Genomic DNA, 23,372 nt, shown 5'->3' with positions numbered 1-23,372 from the left:
GCTCCAGATCGCGCGCGTGACATTGCACCGCGATCATCTTTTGATCGACGTGATGGCCGAGGCCAACGATAGCCAGAGTCACCAGCCGATCCGAGTGCCCTTTGCCTGGCAACCGCAGGGGCGCCGCAAGGGAGTGGCTCATGAGTCAAAGCAGCCATCCCGGCTGGACCACGATTCAGCTGAGGCGATCCTGACGATGATCGCCCAGGCGCGGCACTGGATGGCGCAGCTGTGTGACGGCCAGATATCCTCGACTGAGGCCATCGCAATCCGCGAGGGCATGGGCGAGCGCAATGTTCGCAAGCTACTTCCACTGGCGTGTCTATCGCCCAAGGTCATCGGCGCCATCGCTGATGGAACCGCGCCTGCCAACCTCTCTGTCAGTCGACTCTGTGCAGCCCTGCCCCATGACTGGGCGAGCCAGGAACAGCGCTTCCTGATCCACTGACGGCTTGGGACCAGCGCATCGCAGCCCGCCGCTCTGCGGCGGGCTTCTGGTTCCGGCGCCCTTGTCGAACCGGTCTGGCCCAGGACCGATGCGAACCGGTCTCGCTGATATTCTCGCGGAATTTCAAAATGGGGTAGGCCAGACAGCCGACCAGAAACCTGCCCGATCTGGCGGAATCGCGCGCTTGAAGGCGAAGAGCAGACGGCGCGCCCCGGCTAACCCGCGACACCGTCGCGGAAACCCGCGAGCCACCCGAGAATCTGGTTCGCACAGAATATTTGGCTGACGACGCAGTTGGCGGCGAACCGGTCTGGGCAGAATTCGCTGATCATCAGGGAAAATACAGGGATTTTCTGCAAGATCGCCCCTGGCGCGAAGGTGCCGCCTCCCAATAGCTCAACCTTTATAGGACCTTGGCCGCGATTTCCCTAGTGTAGGAACAGGGACAGCTTTTATTGCATCAGGGATGAGAGCATACAATATCAGGGTTCTCGCTCATCGGTTCCCAGCATGCTTGACTGCGGCTTTGATCGGAGAGAAGCCACATTGGACAGCGACACCTACCGGCTTGAGCGTCTATTTATCGATCACAAGCTGAGCGAGGCGTATTGGCCGATCGAGCTTTGCATCGCATGGGTGATAACTGGTTCAAAACCAGGCGCAGCAGCGGCTTGGCTATCACTGCGTTTCGAAACAGAAGGACATTCGGACTGGGTCGTCGCTGAGGCTGCGCTTCTAGGTGATCTGCGGGCTGGCAACCTCACAGCGGAGGCCGCCGACGTCCAAGGCGAGCGGAGGCCACTGACAGAAATTGAGTGGCGAAACCTCAAGCTCAAACGGGTTGGCGCACACTACCAGGCGCACAGTCCCACGGGTCAGCACCAGTTTCGGGATATTCAGCTGAATGCAAGCAAACTCCAAAAGCGGCACCCCGGTCCTTCGGTTGCTATGCTTTCCCGGACCACTTCTATCGCCGCAGAGAATGCCGCCAAGCGTGTTCTTATCAAAAGCATGAAGGAAAACCCGCAATTTCCGACGAGCAAAGCCGAGCTTTTGAGACAATCTGACTTCTGCCAGCTGTCAAAGCGCGCCTTTGATCGGGCATATAGCGCGGCGGTTTTGGAGGCCGATGCGCCCGCCTGGGGCGCGGCGGGACGCCGCCCAAAATCGCCGCAGTAGCAATCGCCGCGCCAATTTAATCGCAGCGGCTATTTTGCTGCGTGCAGCCCATGGGATCCGAGTTCCTTCGGAAGGGTGCAGACGTTCTGCCCCGCAACCAAGGGCGCTTTCCATGACATCATCTTCGCAAGCGTTACCGCTCTCTAGCGAATGGGTTCCCATCTCCTCATTATACCCTAACCCACGCAATGCTCGCACGCACAGCCAGCGCCAGCTCAGGCTGATTGAGAAGAGCATCAAGAAATTCGGATTTCTCAATCCAATCCTGGCAACGGCCGAAGGTGTCGTCATCGCTGGTCATGGCCGATTGGCTGCTGCCAAGAATTTAGGCCTGACCGAAGTCCCTATGGTTCGGGTCAATCATCTTTCCCAAGACGAGATCCGTGCCTACTGCCTTGCGGACAATCAGTTGGCAACACTCGCGGGCTGGGACCGCGACATTCTTGCAATCGAACTCCAGCATCTGATCACTTTGCCGGAGATCGATGTCGAGTTCCTAGGCTTCGACGTGCCCGAAATTGATCTCATTATCGAAGATCAGCCGAGCAAGGGGAAGGCCGAGCCGAACGAAGCACCGCTTCAGGCTGGTGTCGGGGTTAGCCGAGCCGGCGACATTTGGCAGCTCGGCCCGCACAGGCTGTTCTGTGGAGACGCTCAGGATATAGCATCCTACGCTGCCGTGCTTGGCAATGACCTTGCTGGTGCCGTCTTCACCGATCCTCCCTACAATGTCCCCATTCGTGGCTTTGTCAGCAGCAGCGATCGATTGAATCATCGCGAATTTGTCATGGCCGCGGGTGAGATGAGCGAGGAGACCTTCACAAGCTTTCTGCGCTCGTCGCTGGCATTGATGACGCGATTCAGCCGGCCAGGCGCAGTCCTCTTCGTCTGCCTCGACTGGCGACACCAGTTCGAGCTGATTTCGGCCTGGCGCACTGTCGGCCTCGATCATCTCAACACATGCATCTGGGCCAAGGACAATGGGGGCATGGGCTCGCTCTATCGGTCCGCCCACGAGTTCGTCAGCGTTCTTAAAGTCCCGGGTGCCAAGCACCGCAACAATGTCGAGCTCGGTAAGCACGGTCGCAACCGCACGAACGTCTGGGCCTATCCAAGCGCCAGCAGCTTTTCCAAGGCCAATGATGAGGGGGCTCTCAACGCCCTGCATTCGACCGTTAAACCGCTCAACATGGTCGCAGACGCCCTTCTGGACGTCACGGCCCGTGGCGATCGGGTCCTGGACCCCTTCCTTGGCTCGGGGACGACACTGATCGCATGCGAGAAGGTCGGCCGCGTTTGCCACGGTATCGAGCTCGACCCGCTTTACGTCGATGTCGCGATCCGGCGCTGGCAGCGTTGGTCCGGCGCGCAGGCGGTGCATGCTACCTCGAACAAGACTTTCGACCAAATGGCGGCAGAGGTTGAGGAAGCGGTCGATGGCTGACGATCGCAATGACGATGAGAGCGTCGGCTACGGTCGCCCTCCCCGCAAGCACCAGTTCAAGCCGGGACAATCCGGAAACCCCAAGGGTAGGCCGAGGAGTTCCAAGAATTTTGCGACACTTTTTATCGAAGAGTTTGGAGCGAAGGTGCCTATCAATGAAGGGGGCAAACGGCGCCATATTGAGTTGCGCCGCCTCGCGATCCGGCAGTTGGCTCGAAAGGCCGGCGCCGGCGATCCCCGCGCCACCCAGATCATGCTTGAGGAAATGCGGCGGTTCGCCGAGCGCGCGGAAGCCGTTCCCGACACTATGATCAGCGCGGATGATGATCTGCTCATCGCCGACATTCTGCAGCGCGTGAGACGCGATGTCGATGACAACGGCGGAACCCAGCAATGCCTGCACTCGCACTGACTACCGAGCGCAGCTATTCCTACGTTCAGATGGTGGTGATCCAACCGATAAGACGAGCTGATGTCCACGTCAGCATCAGCAACCAGAGGGTTGATGCGAAAATGTACAGGGTGGGAAACAGATAATATTCAATGTTTTTTTGTGTCATCGATGGAAAACGAAAATAATATCTGAAAGTTCATTTTTAAAATATTATTAGTTAACTCGATTAAATCTGGAAACTATTATAACCATCTCATTTGGCGCGCGATGAAGGCGAAGCCAAGCGCTGTAATCAGCACGACAAGGATTAGAGACACGGCGAGCGTAGTCGAGCGTGGCATTGGCCTGTCCGTTAGTGTAAGGCGCAGCCGAAGCGCCGTTGCGACAAGAGGAGCTGGCGCCCCGACTACTGGCTCACGGCATCGGAGGGCTTCAGCCGCGAGTTAGGCGAACTCTGACCCCGCTGTGCTGCGTTCGCAATGTCATAGATTAGCCGGGCTACCCGGCCGTTTTCCGGAGGCCGATATCTGCGTGCAACCGTCAGCCGAAGCACAATCGCCAAAGAGCTGATGCGGCCGCACACGCTGCGGCGCAGGCTACCCCGGAGAAGGCTGACAGCACCGCGAACAGGCAGACCTCGGACATAAGCCTGTCGGGAGCCGCACCGTTAGACGCGGGCGGGCTGCTTCGATTGTAGTCCATTGCGAACCAGATCCTTTGACACGCGGGACCATAGCTAACGAACAGTAAATGGCCATCAAATTGCATCTTCGTCCTTAACGAGGGGCTCCCCTCCCATTCCGGAGCAAAACATGGACGCGACCGCTATCCAGCGGGCGCTGCTTTCGCTTGGCTATGGGCCGGGCGCGGTCGACGGCGTCGCCGGCGCCACCACGCGCAAGGCAGTGCGAGCCTTTCAGGAACGGCCGGGTTGGTTGCCGACGGCATCGCTGGCCCGAAGACATGGGCAGCACTGGCGGACGCTCTCAGGTCTGCGGGCAAGCCGCCCGCAACGACGGTGCCTCGCGCGGCCCCGCCGCCGCCCTGGCATGAAGAGCTGTTGCGCCGGAATGGGCTGCACGAGGCCCGCGATCGGACCGGGCTGATGGCCTGGCTGCGCAGCGACGGCAAGACGCTCGGTGATCCGTCCAAGCTGCCCTCGTGCGGTGACGCGGTCGAGACCTACATCGCGCTAACGTCGCCCGACGAGCCGCTGCCGGTTAACCCCTACCTCGCTCGCAATTGGTTTAAGCTCGGCATCGGGACTGGAGACGCCGGCGCTCGGTGATCCGCCCCCACCGGCTGGTCCAATGTGATTGTTAGTGGACGGTTGGCCTCGGCGCCAGCGCGGGCGGTGTAGCTGGTCTGGGTTGCGCAGCCGCCCGTGCTGTCATGGCGGGGATGAAGACCTCTGGCGCGGGAGGTTTGTATCCGAGCGAGCCGTGCGGACGCAGCGTGTTGAAGTGCCGCCGCCAGCTTTCGACGACGACCTTTGCCTCGGCGAGGGTGTAGAAGATCTCGCCGTCGAGGAGTTCGTCGCGCAACCGGGCATTGAACGACTCGATGAAGCCATTCTCCCAGGGGCTGCCGGGTGCGATGTAGGCGGTCTTCGCGCCAACCGCGCCGATCCATTCCTGGACAGCCTTCGCGACGAATTCGGGGCCGTTATCTGAACGAATATGCTCCGGGACGCCGCGCAGGATGAACAGGTCCGAGAGCACGTCGATGACGTCGATCGCCTTCAGCCTGCGATCGATGCGGATCGCCAGGCATTCATGCGTGAACTCGTCGATGATGTTGAGCATGCGATACTTTCTCCCGTCATGGGTGCGGTCCTCGACAAAGTCGTAGGACCAGACATGGTTGGGCCGCTCGGCGCGAAGACGGATACAGGATCCGTCCGCGAGCCAGAGACGGCTGCGTTTGGGCTGCCGGGCCGGAACCTTGAGCCCCTCGCGTCGCCAGATCCGCTCGACCCGCTTGTCGTTGACCACCCAGCCCGCCGTCGAGCGCAGCAGCGCGGCGATCTTGCGATAGCCGTAGCGACCAAAGCGGCGGACCAGCTCGACGATGTCGGCCGTGAGCCTCTCCTCGTCGTCTCGTCCGCATGGGATCTGGCGTTGAGTCGAGCGATGTTGTCCGAGCACACGGCAGACCCGCCGCTCCGACACCTTCAGAACGAGCCGGACATGCTCGATGCAGGCACGGCGACGCGCGGGGCCTACCAGTTTCCCGAAGCCGCCTCCTTCAGGATCAACTTGTCGAGCGTCAGGTCCGCGACGGCGCGGCGGAGCCGGGCGTTCTCGGCCTCAAGCTCCTTCATCCGCTTGACCTGATCCGACTTCAGGCCGCCGAACTCACGGCGCCAGCGGTAATAGCTCACCTCCGTCACCCCGATCGAGCGGATCGCGTCGGCAACGGATTGCCCCTGCGAGACCAGCACATCGACCTGGCGCAGCTTCGCGACGATCTCTTCGGGCTTGTGGCGCTTCTTCGGCATGGCGGTCCTCCTGTCTGCCAAAAGACATACTTCAGGCTGGACCAATTCAACGGGGGTGGATCAAGATCCGACGCGTCGAAGGTGTGATCCGGGGGGCAAGGCGTGCTCGCAAGGGCGCTCAGCCCAGCATCGTGTATACCGAGACGGTCAGCGATCCTTCCTTTCAGAACCTGCCAGACAAGTTTGTCGTGCGGTCGCTGACACTGACGGCGCGTTTCGAGAGCTTCGATCCGGCGAGCCGCGTCGTGAACTATGTCGGACCGGCCGGGCCGCGGACCCATACTGTGGCCGATCCTGTCATCCAGAACGATCTCAGGCGCCTCAGGCGCGGCGACATCGTCGAGTTGACCTTCGCCGAAGCCTTCCACTTCCAGAAGTACTGAGCTGGGCTTATCCGCCCGCCGTTAGAGCACCGTGGCCGGTGCAACAGCTCGTTGCGGGGACTTCTGTTCCAAGGAGCGTTCCCCGTTCGAGCCGTCTTGAGCGCGCGTTCACTGGCTAGCGACCCGTTATGATTTTGATCGGTGCCCCCAGTATCATAACGGGCAGCGCTACCACCGCCCCAAGCGTTTCGCCCATGACAGCTTGCGCTCCACTACCTGCACCCGGCTTCGCAGCGACGCCTTTTTCAAGCACAGCCGATAGTTGCGGAGCGACCGCGGCCAACTGCGCGAACTTTCCGTGGTTCGAGGAATCTGTGGCCTTCACATCGGTCATATCGATGACTACGGCGCCTAACGCTGCCAGCTCTTCGGTGTCACCCTCTGCTCCGAGACGTGATCCGCCTCCGGCGATGAAGCTGGAGGCGCGGAGTGCCTGATCATCCTTTGAGAGCACGATGTAGAAGGGCTTACGCGGCTTACCAAAACGGCGCATTTGCGACTTGAAGACATCGATATCGATGTCCGGAGCAGCGAGGAAAATGGCGCCCAGCTTGTTCGTCTGAGGCATGCCACCTGAAATCTTGATCTGTCGCAGCGCTTCGACCGTGACCCAATTGCCCATGGAATGGGCGAGAATGTTGACCTGTTCGGCGTCGCTGGCAAAGACCAGCCGAATGGTGCGTTCGAGGTCGTCGCGCGCTGTCGTTGCGCTGTTGGTGTCGTAAACGTACTGCGAGACTTGGCCTCTGGATGCCCAGGTAAAGAGAACGGGAACTGCCGGCGCCTTGGAATCGTGAACGACCTGGGCAAAGCGATAGAGCCCCTCGGCGAACATCGTGTTGTAGCCGTGGATGAAGATGAACACTTTCCGGCTGCCACGCGGGCGCGTCGCCAGCTGGGCGTTGAGGGACCTGACGAATTCCTTTTCACCGTCGAGATAGGCTGCCTGGCGGACGACGAAGTCAGTTGCCGGACTTCCGGGAGCCGTTGAAGCCCATTCGATCTCGCCAGTCTTGTGGTTCACCGGAACAGAAATGTCGATTTTTGCAAAGTCGAGTGGAGTAGCTCGCTCGCCACTGAACAATGTGCCGGGTCGGTCGTCGCGCTTGCGAGTGGTTGCGACGAGGAGGGTATGTGTCGTTGCCCCAGCGCTCTGTTGGGCAACGGGGTGGAGGAAGCCGGTCTCAGGCCGCGCGGCGCAGGCGGCAGACATTAGGGCTGCCGTCATTACAATAGCCAGAGAGACACGCCGAATGATCGTCTGGCGGTTCGCCGCGGCGACTGTTATGACCAAGCTCCTGCATGGCATTGTCGCTACACCCTTCGCGCCATAGCGACATTCGATTGGGTTATCGGCCTGCATATTTCGATCCGCATAGGGCGGAGAGCCCCCGCGCGGACTTTTTAATGCCCTGAAAATACCAGGAGCTTGATCGGAAGCACCGCGGCCTGGATCCGTAGCAGAAGCGCGTGGACGAGCCCGACGGCATCTACGGCATGCAGAGCGACGTTGTGCGCCGTGCTCAGCTTGCCCGAAGCGATCAGATCGTGGTTGCTGGAATAGGCGTTGGCGATGCAGCTACTGCCGGGCACGACGCCATTCAAGCCACCCTCATAAAGCGGCTCGAGAAAGGCGAGAATTGTGCCCGGAGCCCGCGCCTGCTGAACATCGACAAGTTGCTCACCCCCGCGGAATTGCCCCGCCGCGATGAAGTCCTGCAAATCGGTGACGACCATGGGGATGATCGTCCAGGGCTTCGACAGACAGGTGACCTCGGCGATCATGCCGACTTTCAGCACCTGCGCCTCGACTTGCCCGAAGCCCGCCTGAAGTACTCTTCGGCCAGCGTCCTCGGGGATCAATATGCCTGCCGGGCGCATGAACGGATTGACTATGTCGCCCACTCGCAGAGCGAACTGCTCGATATGGCCAGTGAAGCCTGCGCGGATCACCGTTTTTGTGAGCTCGACCTGGGCCTGGGCCAAGGCCGCCTGGGCGCTCGCCTTCTCCGCCGGCAGCAACACGGAAATCCGCGTCTGCGCCCCTTCACGGGCTCCCGTCGCCGCGCCGACCGCGGCCAGTCGACCCGCGACAAGGTTCTCGAGGCGCTCGATCTCGCGCTCTGCAACGGTGCCGGAATTGCGTGCTCTCAGCTCCTGCTTCGTCTGCAACTCATCCAGCGCCTGCTTGTGCTCGCTCCTCGCCTCCAAAATCTTGGCTTCATTCGTTTGGATATCGACACTGGCGACGACAACCGCGGCCTCAACCTCCGCTATCTTGCGACGGGCTGTCTCGACCTCCGCTTCTTGCTTGGCACTGTCGAGCCTGAAAATGGGCGTGCCCTGCGCGATTTTGTCACCGAGCCGGACATAGATCTCCGCAACTCGCCCATTCGTCTCTGGCAAGATCGGTACGGTCCGAAAGAACAGCGTCGCATTGGTCGTCGACGGGTGGTTGTAGAAGATCACCGTAATTAGGCCGATCGCTAGCATCAGGCAGGTAACGATGCCCCAGCGCAGCTCGAACCAGACCGAATAGAGAGTGATCTCGTGGCCGATCCGTTTGCCCTGACCGTAACGGCGATACAGATAGTCGGGCAGGATCGTCAAAAGCGAGCACAGCAGGATCTCAAGCACGGGTGGTCGCTCCACTCTGGTCACGCTTGGCTTCGGCCTGAACCGGAGCCGGCAACGGCGCGGGCAGCACCGGGTCATCGGCGATGACATCACCTTCGCCCGGCGCCTGACCGGCCATCTTCTCCAGCGAACCGGCCATACGCCGCTGCGGTCCCAAGAAGTCGGGAATCTCGATCAGGGCCAGCAGCAGCCCCGCGACCCAGAACAAATGGATATGTGTAAAGAGGGCCAAGAGTCCGAGCACAGCAACGATCTCAAACTGAAGCTTGTGCGCCTTGTGTGCCATCCGCTCCGGCAGCGTATGCAGGCGCAGGAAGATCAGTCCCACGCCGAGGATGGCGAGAAGGACCGTCACAACGGCGACGATCAAAAGTACGTCGGATTCACCTGGCTGCGTAATAAACGACGGCAAATGGGGCGAGGCTGCGGGGTGCGGAGATATAGCCAAAACAGCTCTCCCGTCGGAAAATCTTCGCAAGACCATCCTAGCAATCGAGGACGCAGTCAATGCGTGGGTTCTTGCCGCCGCAACTCGCCGGGATGCTGTATCTAAAACGAGAATCGGAAAGCCGATACGTTGTAACCGCGCACCTGTTCGATCGCATCTGGGCCGACGCTCGCTCTCGCTGTCGCGCCGAGCAGTTTGACCACGACGTGTTGCATCGGCTTCAGCGGATCCGCATTGCGGGAACACATGACTGGCCGGCGACGCTAAGTAAGCATCTTAGCGCCATTAGCTCGTTGCTCGGCTGTCGGCCCAATCGCAACGCCTGGAAGCAGACCTTCTGGATATCGGCTTAGGGCCAGAACCGCCCTCCCCGCTCCCGAGAGAAATGTGCCAGAAGCAGAAGTTGGAACTCAGCCCGAAACCGGACCTGCTGCGCAACTGACAGCCAGAGTTTCCGAACGACGCGTCAGGCGGCCGCGCGCCCCGCGCTGACTTTGGCGCCAAGCGTAGCAGGACATCTCGATCAGAGGGGACTTACAGACTTGCGGTTGAACATCGCCGCGAGCGCTATCCGCCACAGCGGTCTCATTGTGAGTTACGATAGTAGGCCATCAGTCTCGACGCTTCCCAGGTGCTCCAGTCCATGGCGCCGGCGATATAGCCTGCAGCTCTCCCTTGCGGATCTATGACGTAGCTCATCGGCATGCCGTAGAGCTGGAAGGTGGTCTGGACGCTGGATCTGGGGCCTGATGCGACGGTGCCTGATCCGTCATGGTAGCTGCGGAAGCCTTCGAGGCCGAGGCGGCGGATCAAGCGTTGCGCAAGGGCTGCGTCGCGGTCGATCGATACTGGTACGATCCGGAAACCGAGGTCGCTGCGCTGTTGCAGGCGATGCAGGATCGGCAGTTCCCGCAGGCAGGGCGGGCACCAGCTCGCCCAGAACGCCACTAGCACCGGCTGCCCGCGGAAGCGGCCGAGCGCCTGCTTCCGGCCCGCGAAATCGCTCAGCACGACGTCCGAGACATCCTCTCGCGGCTCCAGCATGATGAAGGGGGCGCCGCTGCCGGAAACGAGCGATGGCGGCCCCGACGCGACGGCCGTGGACGGGGCCGAGGCTGTTGCGAGTGCAGCCCCGCCCAGCAGGAGCCTGCGGCGCGTCGGATGCGCTGGCCTGGCGGTGGTGTTCATGTCTCTGTGCGTGGTCATGCGTCCAGCGTCCGGCCGCGCCTTAAGGCTCGCTTAAGCTCTACCGGGTCGAGCCTTGCCGATGAACGCAATTGCCCTGGGCCCCCTCGTATTGGCAGCCGACCGCTTTGCGGCGCTGCTCGCCATCGCCGTTTTCCTCGTCGCCTCCGCGCTCCTCGCAAGACGCGTCGACCGTCGCCTGGATAATTGGGCGACCACGGCCGTGCTGACGGGCATCATCGCCGCACGGGCGAGACATGTCTTCAGGCATTGGGACAGTTTCAGCGAGGAGCCCGGACGCATCCTCGCGCTCTGGCAGGGCGGCTTCGACATCGCTTCCGGGTTGCTGGGTGTTGCTGTGGTCACGGCCTGTTTTGCGCGCTCTCTGCGCTTTGCGTCGGCGGCGGCGGTTGTTGTCGGGCTCGCCGGCCTTGTGGGTTCGGTGACCTTGCAATTGACGCAAGCGACCTATGGCCAGCCCGCGCCCATCACGCGGATGGCGGGGCTCGATGGGAAAATGAGTTCGATCGTGGATTTCCGCGGCCGGCCCGTGGTCGTCAATCTCTGGGCGACGTGGTGCCCGCCCTGCCGGCGCGAGATGCCGATGATGTCGCGGCTTGCCTCAGAGCGCAGCGATGTCGAGTTCCTGTTCATCAACCAAGGCGAGAACGCGGCGAAAGTGCAGGCGTTCATGCAGCGCGACGGGCTGGCCCTCACAAATGTCCTGCTCGATGCCGCGATGGAGGTGCCGCGCCACTATGGCACCATCGGCCTGCCGGTCACGCTCTTCCTGCGTCCGGACGGCTCGCTCGCCCGGCTGCACACGGGCGAGATCTCGCGGGAAGCGCTGATCGCCGGGATCGAGGCGCTCACGCCCGGGACCAAGTGACCGGCCCCGGGCGGGCAGAGCCGCCTAGGCCGGGAGCACCACGACCTTCGCCCCCTCGGGGATGCGGTTGTAGAGGTCGATCACGTCCTGGTTCATCATCCGGATGCAGCCCGATGAGACGGCCTCGCCGATCGTATCCGGCTCGTTGGTCCCGTGGATGCGGTAGAGCGTGTCGCGGCCGTTCTTGAAGAGATAGAGCGCACGGGCGCCCAGCGGATTGCTCTCGCCCCCCGCCATGCCCCCGGCCCATTTCGCATAACGCTCCGGCTCGCGCTTGATCATGTCCCGGGTCGGGGTCCAGCGTGGCCAGCGCGCCTTGCGCTGGACAGTGGCCGTGCCCTTGAATTCCAGCCCCTCGCGCCCGACGCCCACGCCGTAGCGCAGGGCCTTGCCATCCTCCTGCACGAGAAAGAGGAAGCGGTTGGCGGGATCCACGATCAGCGTCCCCGGCGGGTGGGATGTCGGATAGTCGACGAGCTGGCGCAGGTTGCGGGGCTGCAATTCAGCCAGGGACACCGCGGGAACGCGGAACGGCTCGCCGGCCACCTCGCCATAGCGGCTCTGGTCTAGCGCACTTAACTGGGGCGCGGGCGCTGTTGTCACCGGCGGGCGCGCAGCCGTGGTGCAGCCGGCCGCGCCGAGCATGAGCAGCAGGCAGATGGCGCGCCGGCTCGGCCGGGCGCGCAGGCTCAGGGGGGATTGCCGCGCCACGGTCACTGCGAGGCCTGCTGCTTGCGGGCATCTGCCACGACCTGCTTGAACCCGGCGTAGTCCTGCGTCGAGGTCCGGAAGGGGCCGACCAGATAGGTCGGCGTGCCCTGGATGCCGAGCGATTCGGCCTGCGCCACGTTCCGGCGCAGCAGGGCTGTGATCTTGTCGGAGTTCGCCGTGAGATCGCTCTGCAGTCGCGCCATGTCGACGCCGGAGCCCTTCACGGCCGCCAGGAACTGCTCCTGCTTCAGCCGCCTGCCGGGAGCAGCCATCAGCGCGCGGTGGACGCGCTCATAAGCGCCCTGATAATTGGCGGCGAGCGCCAGCTGGGCCGCGTAGACCGAGGTCTCGGTGATCACCGGCCAGTCCTTGTAGACCAGCCTGATCTTGCCATCTTCGCGTACGACCCGCGCGAGATCTGGCGACGCCTTCTTGCAGAAGGGGCAGTTGTAATCGAGGTAGGCGACGATCGTGACGTCGCCCTTGGGATTGCCGGAGACCGGCGCCTCGGGGTCGTTGAGGATGGCCTCGACATCGACCCCGCCTGCTTGCGCCCAGGCACGCAGGGGTAGGGCAAGAGCAAGGCCAGCGAGGCCGAGAGTGAGGATGCGGCGGTCGATTTGCATGGGGAGCGAGCCTTTCAGCTGAGGGAGGCGCGCGGGGGTGCGAGCCGGGACAAAAGGGTTTCGGCGGAGGTCATGCCGGTGATGCGGCTTCCGGCTCGTTCGCGACCGCTGGCGGGTTCGAGCACCAGGAGTGTCGGAGGCCCGACGACCTGCAGTTGCTTCATCAGCGCGCGGGAGCCGTGCGTATCGCGCGTGACATCCGCCTTGATCACCGTGAAGCCGGCCAGCGCGGCCTGCACCTTGGGTTCGCTCAGCACATCGCGTTCGATGTCCTTGCAGATGGTGCACCATTCGGCGGTGAACTGGAGGAACACCGGCTTGTCCTGCGCAGCCGCAGCAAGGGCAGCGGACAGCGTCTCCGGGCTGGTCACAATCGCGGCGGTCGGGAGTCCGGCGGACGAGCGAGCCTCGCCGCCGCCCCGTGCGAGCCCGGCCAGCGGGCGCAGGGGATCATCGCCGCCCGCGCTGGCGCCGACTGCCAGTGTGGCGCCATGGATTATAGCGAGCAGGCCCATTGCCTTGGCGCTGCGCGGCAGCAGGCCCTGGCGCGATGTCACGCGGTCAAAGGCGCCGAGGAAGACGCCGAGCGCCAGGGCAAGGGCCGCCCATAGAAGCAGCGAAATTTGCGCTGGCAGAACGCGCGCCAGCAGCACAATGGCCGCGCCGAGCATCATGAAGCCGAAGAGCTGGCGCACCTTGACGAGCCAGGGGCCGGAGCGCGGCAGGATCTGCGCGCCGAACGCCCCGACGAGCAGCAGCGGCAGGCCCATGCCGAGCCCGAGCGCGAACAGGGCCGAGGCGCCCTGGAGCAGATCCCCGCTCTGCGCGATATAGATCAGCGCAGCGGCCAAAGGCGGCGTGACGCAGGGGCCGACAATCAGCGCGGCGCCGAAGCCGAGCCCTGCGGCGCGAAGCAGTCCGGCGGGCGCCGAATCGCCGCTGCCAAGCCGCAGCGCCGGCAGCGAGAGTTCGAAGGCGCCGAACATGCCGAGCGCCAGAAGGGCGAGCATCGCCGCCATGAGAGCAAGTGCCCAGGGCGCCTGCAGCACCGCCTGCAGGTTGACGCCGCTCCATGCGGCCGCGACGCCCAGCACGGCATAGGCAGCCGCCATCGCCAGCACATAGGCGCCAGCGAGGGCGAGCCCCCGCCGCCAGCCGGGCGCCTGCTGGCCGGGCCCGGCGAGGATGCCGACGAGGATCGGCACCATCGGGTAGACGCAGGGCGTCAGAGAAAGAAGGAGGCCGAAGCCGAGGAAGGCAAGCGCCGTCCAGCCCAGTGATCCGCCGCGCAGAAGCGCCGCGCCGTCATCGCTGCTGGCGCTGCCGGGAGGGAGCTCAGGCGCAACTGCCGGCGGCACGGCGGAGAGTTGCGCGTCCGAGACGGCGAGCGTCGCCGGTTCGATCGAGCGGCGAACAGGCGGGTAGCAGATCCCGGCGTCCGTGCAGCCCTGGAACGTGACCGTGACGGTGCCCGTGGCGGGGCTGTCCGCAGTGGCGATCAGGCCCGAGACGGCCTCGCGATAGATCTCGACAGGCCCGAAATTGGGGTCATCCTTCATCGTCCCCGGGGGCATGGCGACCGCGAGCGACTGTCCGTCCTCCCGTCGCGCCGCGATCTGCTCGCGGTAGAGATAGGTGCCGGGTGCGATCGACCACTGCAGGCGGATGCCCTCTGCAGAGCGCTGCGCGGTCAGGGCGAAGGCCTGATCTGCCGGCAACGGCACAGGGCTCGAGGCGAAAGCCGAGGAGACACCCAATATTGTAAAGAGGAGCAGTGCCCTGAGCAGCGACATCGTGTTTCCCTTGCGGTGAACGGATGCGGCTTTCGGCGCTGCCCAGCTTAAGCCAGCCTTAAGCTGGCTCGGATTGCTTCCGGGCAGGAGAGTTCATGCGCGTACTGATCATCGAGGACGACCCCATTCTGGCAGATGGCCTTGCCATCGGGCTGAAGCTGCATGGCATCAGCGCCGAGGTCGTCGGTTCCTGCGCCGATGGGCGCCACGCTCTCGGAGCCGGCACCTTCGATGCGATCGTGCTCGACATCATGCTGCCGGATGGCTCGGGCCTCGATTTGCTCGCGCAGTTGCGGGCGGCCGGCGAGCGGCGCCCCGTGCTGCTTCTCACCGCTCTCGACGACACGCGCGACCGGATCGCGGGGCTCGATTGCGGGGCGGACGACTATCTGGGCAAGCCGTTCGATCTCGACGAACTCGCGGCGCGCCTGCGTGCGATCGGGCGGCGGGGCGAGGGGCGCGCCTCCGCGACGATCCGCGCCGCCGGGCTCCTCCTCGATCCGTCGCGCCACGCCGTGTCACGCGATGGCGTCGGCATCGACATCACGCGGCGGGAATTCGCCATCCTGAGGGCCCTCGCCGAACGCCCCGGCACGATCCGGTCACGCTCCGAGCTGGAGGAGCGGCTCTATGGCTGGCAGGAGGACATCGAAAGCAATGCGATCGAGGTTCACATCCATAATTTGCGCCAGAAGCTCGGGCGTGAGGTCATCGAGACCGTGCGCGGGCTCGGATACCGGATGAAGGGATCGCCATGACGTCGCTCCGCTCGCGTCTATTCCTCATTCTGGTGGCCGCGACGGGGATCATCTGGATCGCGGCCGCGAGCTGGATCTATCTCGGCACCAAGGCCGAGCTTGAGCGCGTGCTCGACACCCGCCTGCAGGAGGCCGCGCGGATGGTCGCATCGCTGGCCCATGCCGACGACGGTTCGATGCAGTCGGCGCTTGGTGCCGCGCCGCAGGCGCCTGCGTCAGCGGGGGGCTATGAGCGCCAGCTCTCCTGTCAGATCTGGTCGCTCGGCGGCCGGCTCGTCGCAGCCTCCACCGCAGCCCCCTCCGAGCGCCTCGCCGAGCACAGGACTGGATTCTCCACCAGCACACTCAATGGCGAGCTGTGGCGAGTCTATGCGGTGGAGGACGCCGAACGGGGCATCCGCGTCCTCGTCGGGGACCGTCTCGGCCTGCGTGACAGGCTCGTTCAGGACCTGGTGCGCGGCCTCGTCCTGCCGACCGTGCTGATGCTGCCGCTTTTTGCCGGCCTGATCTGGCTGAGCGTCGGGCGCGGCCTCGCACCTCTTCGCATGGTGGCGGCCGACCTCAGCGCGCGACCGGCCGATGACCTCAGCCCCGTCCAGGCGCGCCCCGTCGATGAGATCCGGCCGCTGACCGACGCCCTGAACGGATTGTTCGGGCGGCTCGATCTCGCCCGAAAGCACGAGCGCGCCTTCACCGCCTTCGCTGCGCATGAACTCAGGACGCCACTGGCCGGAATCCGGACGCAGGCGCAGATTGCGCAGGCTGCCGAAACGGACGAGATGCGCCAATCGGCGTTGTCGAGAATTGTCCAGGGCGTGGACCGTACGGCGCGTCTGGTGAGCCAGTTGCTGGCGCTCGCCCGGCTCGACGCCACCCCGGCCGTGACCGCAACAGAGCGGGTCTCGCTCGGCACGGTGCTGCGCGAGATCGACCGTGGCCGTTTGCAGGCGGAGCACCCTGTCGATATCGACCCGGAGCTCGACCGTGTATCGGTCGCGACCGATCCGGAAACCCTTCGGCTGGTTCTGCGCAACCTGCACGAAAACGCCTGCGCGCACACGCCAGCTCGCGGCCGCATCCGCTGGATCGCGGTGGGAGAGAACGCGCTGGCGATCGAGGATGAAGGCCCAGGGATCCCGGACGAGGAACTTCACCGCGTCACCCAGCGCTTCTATCGGGGCAAGAGCTCGTCCCCGAGCGGCAGCGGGCTGGGCCTCGCAATCGTTGAGACCGCCCTCGAAAGGCTCGGCGCCACCCTGAAGCTCGAAAACCGGGCCGGAGGGCGCGGTCTGCGCGCGATCGTCAGCCTGCCGCGCTCGCCGTAGAGCCCGGCCGGGACCGCAGCGGGGCGAGCGGTCGTGTGCTCAGACCGCGTGGCCGACGAGGGAGCCGATCGCCCAGGTCGCGGCCATGGCGAAGGCGCCCCAGAAGGTCACGCGCACCGTGGGCTTCAGGATCGCGGCGCCGCCAAGCCGTGCGCCGATCGCGCCCAGCAGGGACAGGGCAAGGAGCGAGCCGGCCGACACCGACCAGCTCACCGTCTCCGCCGGAACGCTCACCGCCAGCAGCAGCGGGATGGCAGCTCCCACCGCAAAGGTCGCGGCGGAGGTGAGTGCCGCCTGGACTGGTCGCGCGATCGTATGCCCGACGATGCCGAGTTCATCGCGCAAATGGGCTTGCAGCGCGTCCTTCTCCGTCATCTGCCGCGCCGCCTGCAGCGCGAGATCGGGGGCCACGCCCCGGTCGATATAGATCTGGGTGAGTTCCGCCAGTTCCGCCTCGGGTTGCTCGGCCAACTCGGCGGTTCACGCGCTATATCGGCCTCCTCGGTGTCGGATTGCGAGCTCACGGAGACGTATTCGCCGGCAGCCATCGACATAGCGCCTGCGACGAGGCCGGCAACCCCCGCCACCACCACCTCCTCGGCGCTGCGCGCCGCGGCGGCCACGCCGACGACAAGGCTCGCGGTGGAGATGATGCCGTCATTGGCGCCGAGCACGGCAGCTCGCAGCCAGCCGATCCGTTCGATGAGGTGATGTTCGCGATGGAGCATGGCCCAAATCCTCGATCGATCCGACGGCGCGCGCGTCTGACGACTTCAAATCGTCGGCGCAGCAGTATCAAGAATTGGTCTAATGACAATCTACCTTCCCAACAGATCAGGCATGCGACATGGTCAGTCGCTCGAGCGCTTCATCTTTGAGCGCAGCGTGCCGAGGACAGTGTTGGAATGAAGCCGTATCTTCTCAGGCTGCACCGGTGGATCACGCTGGCCTTCGCCCTGCCGCTGCTGGCCGTGGTCATCAGCGGCACTCTGCTCTCAGTCGAGCCCTGGCTGCAGCGCGCGCGACCGAGCCAGTCCTTCGACCAAAGCGCCGTGCTGACAGCCCTTGCTATGCATGATCCCGATGGCAAGGCGATCGGGCTCACGGTCCGCCCATTCGATCAGGTCATGACGATCTCGGGGGTCGGCTCCGATCGGGCTGTTCACGACCGCCTGCCGTCCGGTGAGGTGGTGGAGCAGACGGCGTTGGCTCGCTGGCTTGGTAGCGCGCGGCAATTGCACGAGAGGCTGTTGCTGGACCTCGGCTGGCTCGTCATCGCCTCGACGATCGCGATGGTCTTTATCCTGGCCCTGGGCGCGCTGATGGGTTGGCCGCGTCTGCGCAATTCGCTTGGAGGGTGGCACAGCACCGGCGCCTGGGTGCTGTTGCCGCTGCTCAGTCTCTCGACGCTGACAGGGCTGGCCATCGCATTCGGTATCACTTTCCTTCCCCCACCCGACGGACCCCGCCCGGAGCGGGTGGCGATCAGGGAGGCCGTCGCGATGATCGCCCGGGACCACGACCTCGCGGATTTGACGTCGCTGAGGACCCGCGGCGGGCGGCAGGTCGCGCGCATCTATGTCGGTGATCGCCTGACGAATTTCATCGTGACGAAGTCCGGGTTGCAGGCCACCGGCATGAACTGGCCCCGCGCGCTCCATGAAGGGAACTGGCATGCCCGCATCGGCTCCATCGTCAATGTAGCGGTCTCGCTCACCTTCCTCGGGCTTTGGGGCACCGGCCTGACCATCTGGTTCAAGCGCCGGTTCCGCAAGCGACAGCGCCCGGCGCGTGCGCGTGCGCGTGCCTCTGCCGCGTGAAGGCGCCTGCATGGCGGGCGGCTTGTAAGCAGCCGCCGTGGCCTGACCTCACCCGGCCAGGCCGCTGCGATAGACCACATAGGTCGCTACGGCGAAGATGAGTGCCGCGAAGATCCGGTTCAGCGCGTTGTTCCGGTGTGAGAGCCGGGCTGCCATGACGGTGCCCAGCACACCGCCGATCACGCCGCCTGCGATGAACTCGGCGGCGATTAGCCAATCCACCATCCCCGACGCCGCATAGTTGAGCGCGGTCGCCAGGCCGAACGTTCCGACGGCCAGAAGCGAGGAGCCGACGGCGTCGATCGTCCGCATGCCTGTCGCGAAGATCAGCGCGGGTACGATCAGGAAGCCGCCACCGATGCCGAAAAAGCCGAGGCGGCGCCGGCCACCAGCGCCGCGGCCCCGGTCAACAGGCACATCCGCAAATCCACCGGCTTCGGCGCTGCCGCACTGTCGCGACGAGGCCGCAGCATGAGCGCGCCGACGAGGAGCATGAGCAGACCAAAGGAGAAGAGCAGGCGTTGCCCGTCCACCATCTTGCCGAGCGTCGAGCCGACCAGCGCTCCGGCCGCCCCGACCAGCGCGAACAGGATCGCGCAGCGCCAATGCACATGGCCCTTGCGGGCATGGCTGATCAGATTCGCATAAGCGTTCACCGAGACAGCGACCGCTCCTGTTCCGATCGCAACATGCGGCTGCGCGATGCCGACGACATAGAGCAGCAGCGGGGTCGCCAGGATGGATCCACCTCCGCCAACAAGGCCGAGCGTGAATCCGACAAGTCCCCCAGATGCGGTAGCTGTCAGAAATTCGCCCATTACGTTCTCGACGCGACCAGACGGTCATGCGCGACCATGCCGCTCACCATGGCGAGCACGAAGACGAAGGTCGGCAGCAGTCCCAGCGAGAGCGAGGCCAGCGCCGGACCCGGGCAGAAACCCGCCATCGCCCAGCCGATGCCGAAGAGGGCCGAACCCAGCACGAGCCGGCCGGTGATCGGCGTGGTCGCGGGCAGGTGAAAGCTCTCATCGAAGGCCGGGCGCGGCATTCGGGGCTTCACCGCCATGCCGATGAGGGCGACTGCGACAGCGCCACCCAGCACGAAGGCGAGGCTCGGGTCCCAGGCGCCGCCGATATCCAGGAAGCCGCGGACCCGGGCGGGGTCGAGCATGCCCGAGAGCGAGAGCCCGAGGCCGAAGACCAGTCCGGAGGCGAGCGCGACGAGGGTTCGGACCGTGCCGTTCATGGCGAGACGAGCCTCATCAGCGTGACGGTCGCGACCCCGGCTGCAAGGAAAGTCGCCACGGCGGCGATGGAGCGCGGCGAGAATCTCGCAAGGCCGACGATGCCGTGGCCGCTCGTGCAGCCCGAACCCATCCGCGTGCCGAACCCGACGAGCAGCCCGGCCACGACGATGACCGGCAGAGAGGCGGTGATGGTGACGGTGGGCCACTCGCCTGCCAGCAGGCGATAGATCACGGGGCCTGCGAGCAGCCCGAGGACAAAGGCGCCATTGGTGACGACCTGTCCACCCTGGACGATGCGGCCGATCATCCCGCTGATCCCGGCGACGCGGCCGTTCAGGAGCAGCAGCATGAGGGCGGAGAGGCCGAGCAGCATCCCGCCGGCCAGCGAGGGCCAGTATTGTGTCATCACGCGGCCTCCTCGGCACAGAAGATGGTGTGGAGCGCGGCGACGAGGCGCGCCGCCTTCTCCTCGGTGAGCCGATAGAAGATCTGCTTTGCTTCCCGTCGGGTGGAAACGATCCCGGCCTCGCGCAGAATGGTGAGCTGCTGCGAGAGCGTCGGCTGGCGGATCCCCAGCTCATCCTCGAGCTGGCCGACCGCGTATTCACCCTCCACCAGCTTGCAGACGATCATCAGCCGGTTGCGGTTGGCGAGCGTCTTGAGCAGGTCCGCAACTTCGGCGGCCCTGCTGGCGAGTTCGGCCTGCGGCAGGGTCCCTGTCACGGGCGCCGGCATCAGTTCCCCCATGGCACGTCACCCAGCGCATCGAGCGGGATCTTGAGGTAGCGCTTGCCGTTCGCCTCCGGTTCAGGCAGCGCCCCGGCTCGGATATTCACCTGCAGTGCGTGCAGGATCAGCTTGGGCATCGGCAGGGTGCGGTCCCGGGCCTCGCGCAACGCCACGAAGCTCGCCTCGTCCTGTCCGGCGACATGGGCGTTCTCCTGCTTCTGCTGGCGCACGGTGCTTTCCCAGCGCGGCACGCGTCCGCCCGGCTGGTAGTCATGGCCTGTGAACAGCCGTGTCTCCTCGGGCAGGGAAAGGATCGCCGAGATCGAGCGCCAGAGCGCCTTTGCGCTGCCGCCCGGAAAATCCGCTCGGGCGCTGCCGCTGTCAGGCATGAACAGCGTGTCGTGGATGAAGGCGGCATCGCCGATGACATAGCTCACAGAGGCGAGCGTATGTCCCGGCGAGAACATCACTGAGCCCTCCAGCGAGCCGAGTGTAAAGCGCTCGCCATCAGCAAAGAGCTTGTCCCATTGCGAGCCGTCCGTCGCAAGGTCTGGCCAGTTGTAGAGCCCTTTCCAGAGCTTCTGCACGGGCACGACCTGCTCGCCGATGGCGATCGGAGCGCCCGTGGGCGACTTCAGGTAGCTGGCCGCGGAGAAATGGTCCGCATGGGGATGGGTGTCGAGGATCCACTCCACCGTCAGTCCATGCTCCTCGACGAAGGCGAGGATCGCGTCGGCGCTCGTCGTCGCGGTCGAGCCGGACTTCTCGTCATAGTCGAGAACGGGGTCGATGATGGCGCAGTGTTTCGTCGCCGGATCCGTCACGACATACTGGATGCTCGAGGTGCGGGCATCGTAGAAGCCGGTTACCTGTGGCCGCTGGGCCGCACGCCGTGCAAGCCAAGCCGTGGCGCCCGAGAGGTCGAAGCCAAGCTCCCGGCCAAAATCCATGACGGCACCAGCCTCCATGCGGCCGGCCAGCACCTCGCCGAGCACATGGAGCGTCAATGAGCGCAGCCCGCTCTTGCAATGGGCAAACACGCGACCGGGAGCCCGCTCGACGGCCCGCCGGAACGCCTGCACATCGGCTTCCGTGATGGCGCCGGACTGGACCGGGACAAAGGCATAGCCGAGCCCGGCGGCCTCGGCCGACTTCGCCTCCGTGGGCGAGCCAGGCTGCTCGGCGTCCTCAGAGTTCGGCCGCGAGTTGACGACGGCCCTGAAACCCTGGGCCGCCAGGGCGGCAAAATCTGAAAGCGCCGGCTGGCTGCCGACCGACAACTTCTCTGAAACCTCGACGACCTTCATCGACGCTCTCCGCTTTCATCATGATCGATATACAATTAAGTAAATCATATATTGAAAAGGTCAAGACGAGTTCGATGTCCGCCGCGAGACCGTTGCGGAAGCTTCGCGGGGCGGCCGAATCGCGCGGTTCCAGGCATCAAGCCTATGCCCGGCCGCCGCGGTCGAGGGTTCTGCATCCTCTACATCCTGGAGGATGCCGCCGCGGCGCCAATGGCCGACGGACGGGTCGCTCGCCTGCTTGAGCGATGGTGCGAGCCCTTGCAGGATAATCACTTCTATTCCCAACCGGCAGGGGGCCGCTGCCTTCGAAATGTTTGAGGAGGCGCTCAGGACGAGCAGCCCGGCGAGGCCACAAGGCCATGCAGGGTGAAAACGCCCTGGCGCTGCCGTACCCCATTGGCGGTCACCTCCTGGCTTGTTTTCCCAAGTTTGCTGAGGACGCGGCAGTAGTGCGCCACTTTCGGACATTGAGCGAGCGCTGAACAGCGGACGATGGGTTGCCGCTCGACAAATGACCTGACGGCCTATGACTCAGTCAGGGAGGGAAATGACGCGCTCCCTGTCTTTGAAGTGTCCGCCTCACCTCGACTTGGGGTCGGATGCGTCGCGGAGTGCGTCGCCGAGGAGGTTGAGGGCGAGCACGGTCAGGAGGATGGCGAAGCTCGGGAAGACGGCGAGCCACCAGGCGTCAAGGATGTTCTCGAAGCCCTCGCGGATCATGCCACCCCAGGTGGCTGTAGGCGGGGGGACGCCCAGGCCGATGAAGGACAGAGAAGCCTCGGTGCGAATGGCCGAAGCCATCCAGAGCGAGCTCATCACCACCACGTCCGAGAGCATGTTGGGCAGGATGTGGCGGAACATGATGCGCAAAGGGCCGCAGCCATAGGCGCGGCTGGCCTCGACGAAATCGCGCTGCTTGAGCGTGATCGTCGGCGCGCGGGCGACGCGGGCGAAGGGCGCGATCTCCGTGATCGCGATCGCGATGATCAGGTTCTCCAGGCTGGCGCCCAGCATCGCCGCGATCATCAACCCGAGAAGAAGCGTCGGGAAGGAGAGCATGACGTCGAGCACGCCCATCACGATCTGGTCGAAGACGCCGCCGATATAGCCCGAGATCACGCCGATCGCGGTGCCGACGAACATCGCGATCAGGATCGCGACGAAGCCGACGAAGAGCGAGATGCGGGCGCCATAGATCAGGCGCGAGAGCACGTCGCGACCATAGGAGTCGGTGCCCAGCAGGAACTCCGCGGACGGCGGCTCGAGGCGCGTGACGATGTTCTGCTCGAGCGGGTCGTAAGGCGCCAGCCAGGGCGCGAAGACCGCGACGAGCACGATCAGCGCCAGCAGGACGAGCCCGACCCAGGACAGGCGGTTGCGGGTAAAGGCGAGCCAGAGGCCGCCCGGCCGCACCGGTTCGGTTGCGGTGGTGTCGGTCATTCGTATTTCACCCTGGGGTCGACGAGGCCATAGGCGAGATCGGTGAGCGTATTCACGGCGATCACGCAGACGGCGAAGATGATCATCAGGCCCTGCAGCAGCGTATAGT

The 23,372-nt window shown here is 64.5% G+C and carries 22 protein-coding genes and 4 pseudogenes; 11 read left to right on the top strand and 15 right to left on the bottom strand.

Annotated elements, in window-relative coordinates; genetic code table 11:
* The 6 genes and pseudogenes from AC1D2L_RS25005 to AC1D2L_RS24980 all read left to right on the top strand — a co-directional run.
* Positions 1-448 (top strand): annotated as a pseudogene (locus tag AC1D2L_RS25005) (hypothetical protein); the annotation flags it as partial.
* A gap of 546 nt (positions 449-994) precedes the next feature.
* Positions 995-1,627, top strand: a complete 633-nt coding sequence (locus tag AC1D2L_RS25000) for a hypothetical protein (protein WP_476848608.1) — start codon at positions 995-997, stop codon at positions 1,625-1,627.
* 112 nt (positions 1,628-1,739) lie between these two features.
* Positions 1,740-3,071, top strand: a complete 1,332-nt coding sequence (locus AC1D2L_RS24995) for a site-specific DNA-methyltransferase (protein ID WP_476848607.1) — start codon at positions 1,740-1,742, stop codon at positions 3,069-3,071.
* Entirely contained in the window at positions 3,064-3,483 is a 420-nt protein-coding gene (locus AC1D2L_RS24990; RefSeq protein WP_476848606.1) for a DUF5681 domain-containing protein, read from the top strand. Before AC1D2L_RS24995 ends, AC1D2L_RS24990 begins: the two co-directional genes overlap by 8 nt.
* A gap of 794 nt (positions 3,484-4,277) precedes the next feature.
* Positions 4,278-4,349, top strand: a pseudogene (locus tag AC1D2L_RS24985) (hypothetical protein); the annotation flags it as partial.
* Positions 4,350-4,396: 47 nt separating this feature from the next.
* Positions 4,397-4,753: a hypothetical protein gene (locus AC1D2L_RS24980; protein ID WP_476848612.1), complete on the top strand. Its 357-nt coding sequence runs from the start codon at positions 4,397-4,399 to the stop codon at positions 4,751-4,753.
* Positions 4,754-4,784: 31 nt separating this feature from the next.
* On the opposite strand, the gene AC1D2L_RS24975 is transcribed toward AC1D2L_RS24980, so the two are convergent.
* Positions 4,785-5,965, bottom strand: a protein-coding gene (locus tag AC1D2L_RS24975; RefSeq protein ID WP_476848605.1) for an IS3 family transposase whose coding sequence is annotated in 2 segments (ribosomal slippage) — positions 4,785-5,701 and positions 5,701-5,965 — 1,182 coding nt in all. Because the reading frame shifts where the segments join, the coding sequence is not laid out codon by codon here.
* A gap of 188 nt (positions 5,966-6,153) precedes the next feature.
* On the opposite strand from AC1D2L_RS24975, the gene AC1D2L_RS24970 reads away from it, so the two are divergent.
* Complete coding sequence (locus AC1D2L_RS24970) at positions 6,154-6,348, top strand: hypothetical protein (protein ID WP_476848604.1); 195 nt, start codon at positions 6,154-6,156, stop codon at positions 6,346-6,348.
* A 115-nt stretch (positions 6,349-6,463) separates the two neighbouring features.
* Here the strand turns inward: AC1D2L_RS24970 and AC1D2L_RS24965 are convergent, their stop codons facing one another.
* The 4 genes from AC1D2L_RS24965 to AC1D2L_RS24950 form a co-directional block, all read right to left on the bottom strand.
* On the bottom strand, positions 6,464-7,711 hold the full coding sequence (locus AC1D2L_RS24965; RefSeq protein WP_476848603.1) for an alpha/beta hydrolase: 1,248 nt from the start codon (positions 7,709-7,711) through the stop codon (positions 6,464-6,466).
* 41 nt (positions 7,712-7,752) lie between these two features.
* Entirely contained in the window at positions 7,753-8,985 is a 1,233-nt protein-coding gene (locus AC1D2L_RS24960; protein WP_476848602.1) for an HlyD family secretion protein, read from the bottom strand.
* Complete coding sequence (locus tag AC1D2L_RS24955; RefSeq protein ID WP_476848601.1) at positions 8,978-9,469, bottom strand: hypothetical protein; 492 nt, start codon at positions 9,467-9,469, stop codon at positions 8,978-8,980. Before AC1D2L_RS24955 ends, AC1D2L_RS24960 begins: the two co-directional genes overlap by 8 nt.
* Positions 9,470-10,018: 549 nt before the next feature.
* The gene (locus tag AC1D2L_RS24950) at positions 10,019-10,639 is read right to left on the bottom strand and encodes a TlpA family protein disulfide reductase (protein ID WP_476848600.1); all 621 of its coding nucleotides are present in this window, start codon (positions 10,637-10,639) and stop codon (positions 10,019-10,021) included.
* A gap of 61 nt (positions 10,640-10,700) precedes the next feature.
* Here AC1D2L_RS24950 and AC1D2L_RS24945 point away from each other — a divergent pair, with 61 nt between their 5' ends.
* Entirely contained in the window at positions 10,701-11,507 is an 807-nt protein-coding gene (locus AC1D2L_RS24945) for a prolipoprotein diacylglyceryl transferase family protein (protein ID WP_476848599.1), read from the top strand.
* A 24-nt stretch (positions 11,508-11,531) separates the two neighbouring features.
* Here AC1D2L_RS24945 and AC1D2L_RS24940 read toward each other — a convergent pair whose 3' ends face one another.
* The 3 genes from AC1D2L_RS24940 to dsbD all read right to left on the bottom strand — a co-directional run bounded on the left by AC1D2L_RS24940 (position 11,532) and on the right by dsbD (position 14,637).
* Positions 11,532-12,152, bottom strand: a complete 621-nt coding sequence (locus AC1D2L_RS24940; RefSeq protein WP_476848611.1) for a L,D-transpeptidase — start codon at positions 12,150-12,152, stop codon at positions 11,532-11,534.
* A gap of 68 nt (positions 12,153-12,220) precedes the next feature.
* Positions 12,221-12,838 (bottom strand): DsbA family protein, encoded by a 618-nt coding sequence (locus AC1D2L_RS24935; RefSeq protein WP_476848610.1) that lies wholly within the window; start codon positions 12,836-12,838, stop codon positions 12,221-12,223.
* Between the two features lie 20 nt (positions 12,839-12,858).
* Positions 12,859-14,637 (bottom strand): protein-disulfide reductase DsbD, encoded by a 1,779-nt coding sequence (gene dsbD, locus AC1D2L_RS24930; RefSeq protein ID WP_476848598.1) that lies wholly within the window; start codon positions 14,635-14,637, stop codon positions 12,859-12,861.
* Between the two features lie 95 nt (positions 14,638-14,732).
* Between dsbD and AC1D2L_RS24925 the strand changes: the two genes are divergently transcribed.
* Both AC1D2L_RS24925 and AC1D2L_RS24920 read left to right on the top strand, forming a co-directional pair.
* Positions 14,733-15,395 carry a response regulator gene (locus AC1D2L_RS24925; RefSeq protein ID WP_476848597.1) on the top strand — a complete coding sequence of 221 codons (663 nt, stop codon included), beginning with the start codon at positions 14,733-14,735 and terminating at the stop codon, positions 15,393-15,395.
* A complete protein-coding gene (locus AC1D2L_RS24920; RefSeq protein ID WP_476848596.1) occupies positions 15,392-16,720 on the top strand; it encodes an ATP-binding protein in 1,329 nt (442 codons plus the stop codon). The genes AC1D2L_RS24925 and AC1D2L_RS24920 overlap by 4 nt, the downstream gene beginning before the upstream one ends.
* 39 nt (positions 16,721-16,759) lie before the next feature.
* Here the strand turns inward: AC1D2L_RS24920 and AC1D2L_RS24915 are convergent.
* A pseudogene (locus AC1D2L_RS24915) lies at positions 16,760-17,448 on the bottom strand (VIT1/CCC1 transporter family protein).
* A 177-nt stretch (positions 17,449-17,625) separates the two neighbouring features.
* Between AC1D2L_RS24915 and AC1D2L_RS24910 the strand changes: the two are divergent.
* Positions 17,626-18,540, top strand: a complete 915-nt coding sequence (locus AC1D2L_RS24910) for a PepSY domain-containing protein (protein ID WP_476848595.1) — start codon at positions 17,626-17,628, stop codon at positions 18,538-18,540.
* A gap of 48 nt (positions 18,541-18,588) precedes the next feature.
* Here the strand turns inward: AC1D2L_RS24910 and AC1D2L_RS24905 are convergent.
* The 6 genes and pseudogenes from AC1D2L_RS24905 to AC1D2L_RS24880 all read right to left on the bottom strand — a co-directional run bounded on the left by AC1D2L_RS24905 (position 18,589) and on the right by AC1D2L_RS24880 (position 23,263).
* Positions 18,589-19,358, bottom strand: a pseudogene (locus AC1D2L_RS24905) (sulfite exporter TauE/SafE family protein).
* Positions 19,358-19,786, bottom strand: coding sequence for a DUF6691 family protein (locus tag AC1D2L_RS24900; protein ID WP_476848594.1), 429 nt, complete (start codon positions 19,784-19,786; stop codon positions 19,358-19,360). The pseudogene AC1D2L_RS24905 and the gene AC1D2L_RS24900 overlap by 1 nt, the downstream one beginning before the upstream one ends.
* Entirely contained in the window at positions 19,783-20,193 is a 411-nt protein-coding gene (locus AC1D2L_RS24895; protein ID WP_476848593.1) for a YeeE/YedE family protein, read from the bottom strand. The genes AC1D2L_RS24900 and AC1D2L_RS24895 overlap by 4 nt, the downstream gene beginning before the upstream one ends.
* Complete coding sequence (gene bigR / locus AC1D2L_RS24890; RefSeq protein ID WP_476848609.1) at positions 20,193-20,522, bottom strand: sulfite-sensing transcriptional repressor BigR; 330 nt, start codon at positions 20,520-20,522, stop codon at positions 20,193-20,195. The genes AC1D2L_RS24895 and bigR overlap by 1 nt, the downstream gene beginning before the upstream one ends.
* A complete protein-coding gene (blh, locus tag AC1D2L_RS24885; protein WP_476848592.1) occupies positions 20,522-21,823 on the bottom strand; it encodes a bifunctional sulfur transferase/dioxygenase Blh in 1,302 nt (433 codons plus the stop codon). Before blh ends, bigR begins: the two co-directional genes overlap by 1 nt.
* A 579-nt stretch (positions 21,824-22,402) precedes the next feature.
* Positions 22,403-23,263 carry an ABC transporter permease gene (locus AC1D2L_RS24880; protein WP_476848591.1) on the bottom strand — a complete coding sequence of 287 codons (861 nt, stop codon included), beginning with the start codon at positions 23,261-23,263 and terminating at the stop codon, positions 22,403-22,405.
* Positions 23,264-23,372 lie beyond the last annotated feature (109 nt).

The sequence above is a fragment of the Allobosea sp. P1_B10 genome (assembly GCF_056406735.1).
This window is presented reverse-complemented; position numbering and strand designations above follow the sequence as displayed.

Excerpts from the sequence above, each read along its gene's own strand:
- AC1D2L_RS24925 (WP_476848597.1), top strand. The coding sequence starts at position 14,733 with ATGCGCGTACTGATCATCGAGGACGACCCCATTCTGGCAGATGGCCTT.
- AC1D2L_RS24920 (WP_476848596.1), top strand. The coding sequence starts at position 15,392 with ATGACGTCGCTCCGCTCGCGTCTATTCCTCATTCTGGTGGCCGCGACG.
- AC1D2L_RS24880 (WP_476848591.1), bottom strand. The coding sequence starts at position 23,263 with ATGACCGACACCACCGCAACCGAACCGGTGCGGCCGGGCGGCCTCTGG.
- AC1D2L_RS24910 (WP_476848595.1), top strand. The coding sequence starts at position 17,626 with ATGAAGCCGTATCTTCTCAGGCTGCACCGGTGGATCACGCTGGCCTTC.
- AC1D2L_RS24950 (WP_476848600.1), bottom strand. The coding sequence starts at position 10,639 with ATGACCACGCACAGAGACATGAACACCACCGCCAGGCCAGCGCATCCG.
- AC1D2L_RS24995 (WP_476848607.1), top strand. The coding sequence starts at position 1,740 with ATGACATCATCTTCGCAAGCGTTACCGCTCTCTAGCGAATGGGTTCCC.
- AC1D2L_RS24965 (WP_476848603.1), bottom strand. The coding sequence starts at position 7,711 with ATGCAGGCCGATAACCCAATCGAATGTCGCTATGGCGCGAAGGGTGTA.
- AC1D2L_RS24945 (WP_476848599.1), top strand. The coding sequence starts at position 10,701 with ATGAACGCAATTGCCCTGGGCCCCCTCGTATTGGCAGCCGACCGCTTT.
- AC1D2L_RS24900 (WP_476848594.1), bottom strand. The coding sequence starts at position 19,786 with ATGAACGGCACGGTCCGAACCCTCGTCGCGCTCGCCTCCGGACTGGTC.
- AC1D2L_RS24990 (WP_476848606.1), top strand. The coding sequence starts at position 3,064 with ATGGCTGACGATCGCAATGACGATGAGAGCGTCGGCTACGGTCGCCCT.
- AC1D2L_RS24955 (WP_476848601.1), bottom strand. The coding sequence starts at position 9,469 with ATGGTCTTGCGAAGATTTTCCGACGGGAGAGCTGTTTTGGCTATATCT.
- dsbD (WP_476848598.1), bottom strand. The coding sequence starts at position 14,637 with ATGTCGCTGCTCAGGGCACTGCTCCTCTTTACAATATTGGGTGTCTCC.
- AC1D2L_RS24895 (WP_476848593.1), bottom strand. The coding sequence starts at position 20,193 with ATGACACAATACTGGCCCTCGCTGGCCGGCGGGATGCTGCTCGGCCTC.
- bigR (WP_476848609.1), bottom strand. The coding sequence starts at position 20,522 with ATGCCGGCGCCCGTGACAGGGACCCTGCCGCAGGCCGAACTCGCCAGC.
- blh (WP_476848592.1), bottom strand. The coding sequence starts at position 21,823 with ATGAAGGTCGTCGAGGTTTCAGAGAAGTTGTCGGTCGGCAGCCAGCCG.
- AC1D2L_RS24940 (WP_476848611.1), bottom strand. The coding sequence starts at position 12,152 with ATGCTCGGCGCGGCCGGCTGCACCACGGCTGCGCGCCCGCCGGTGACA.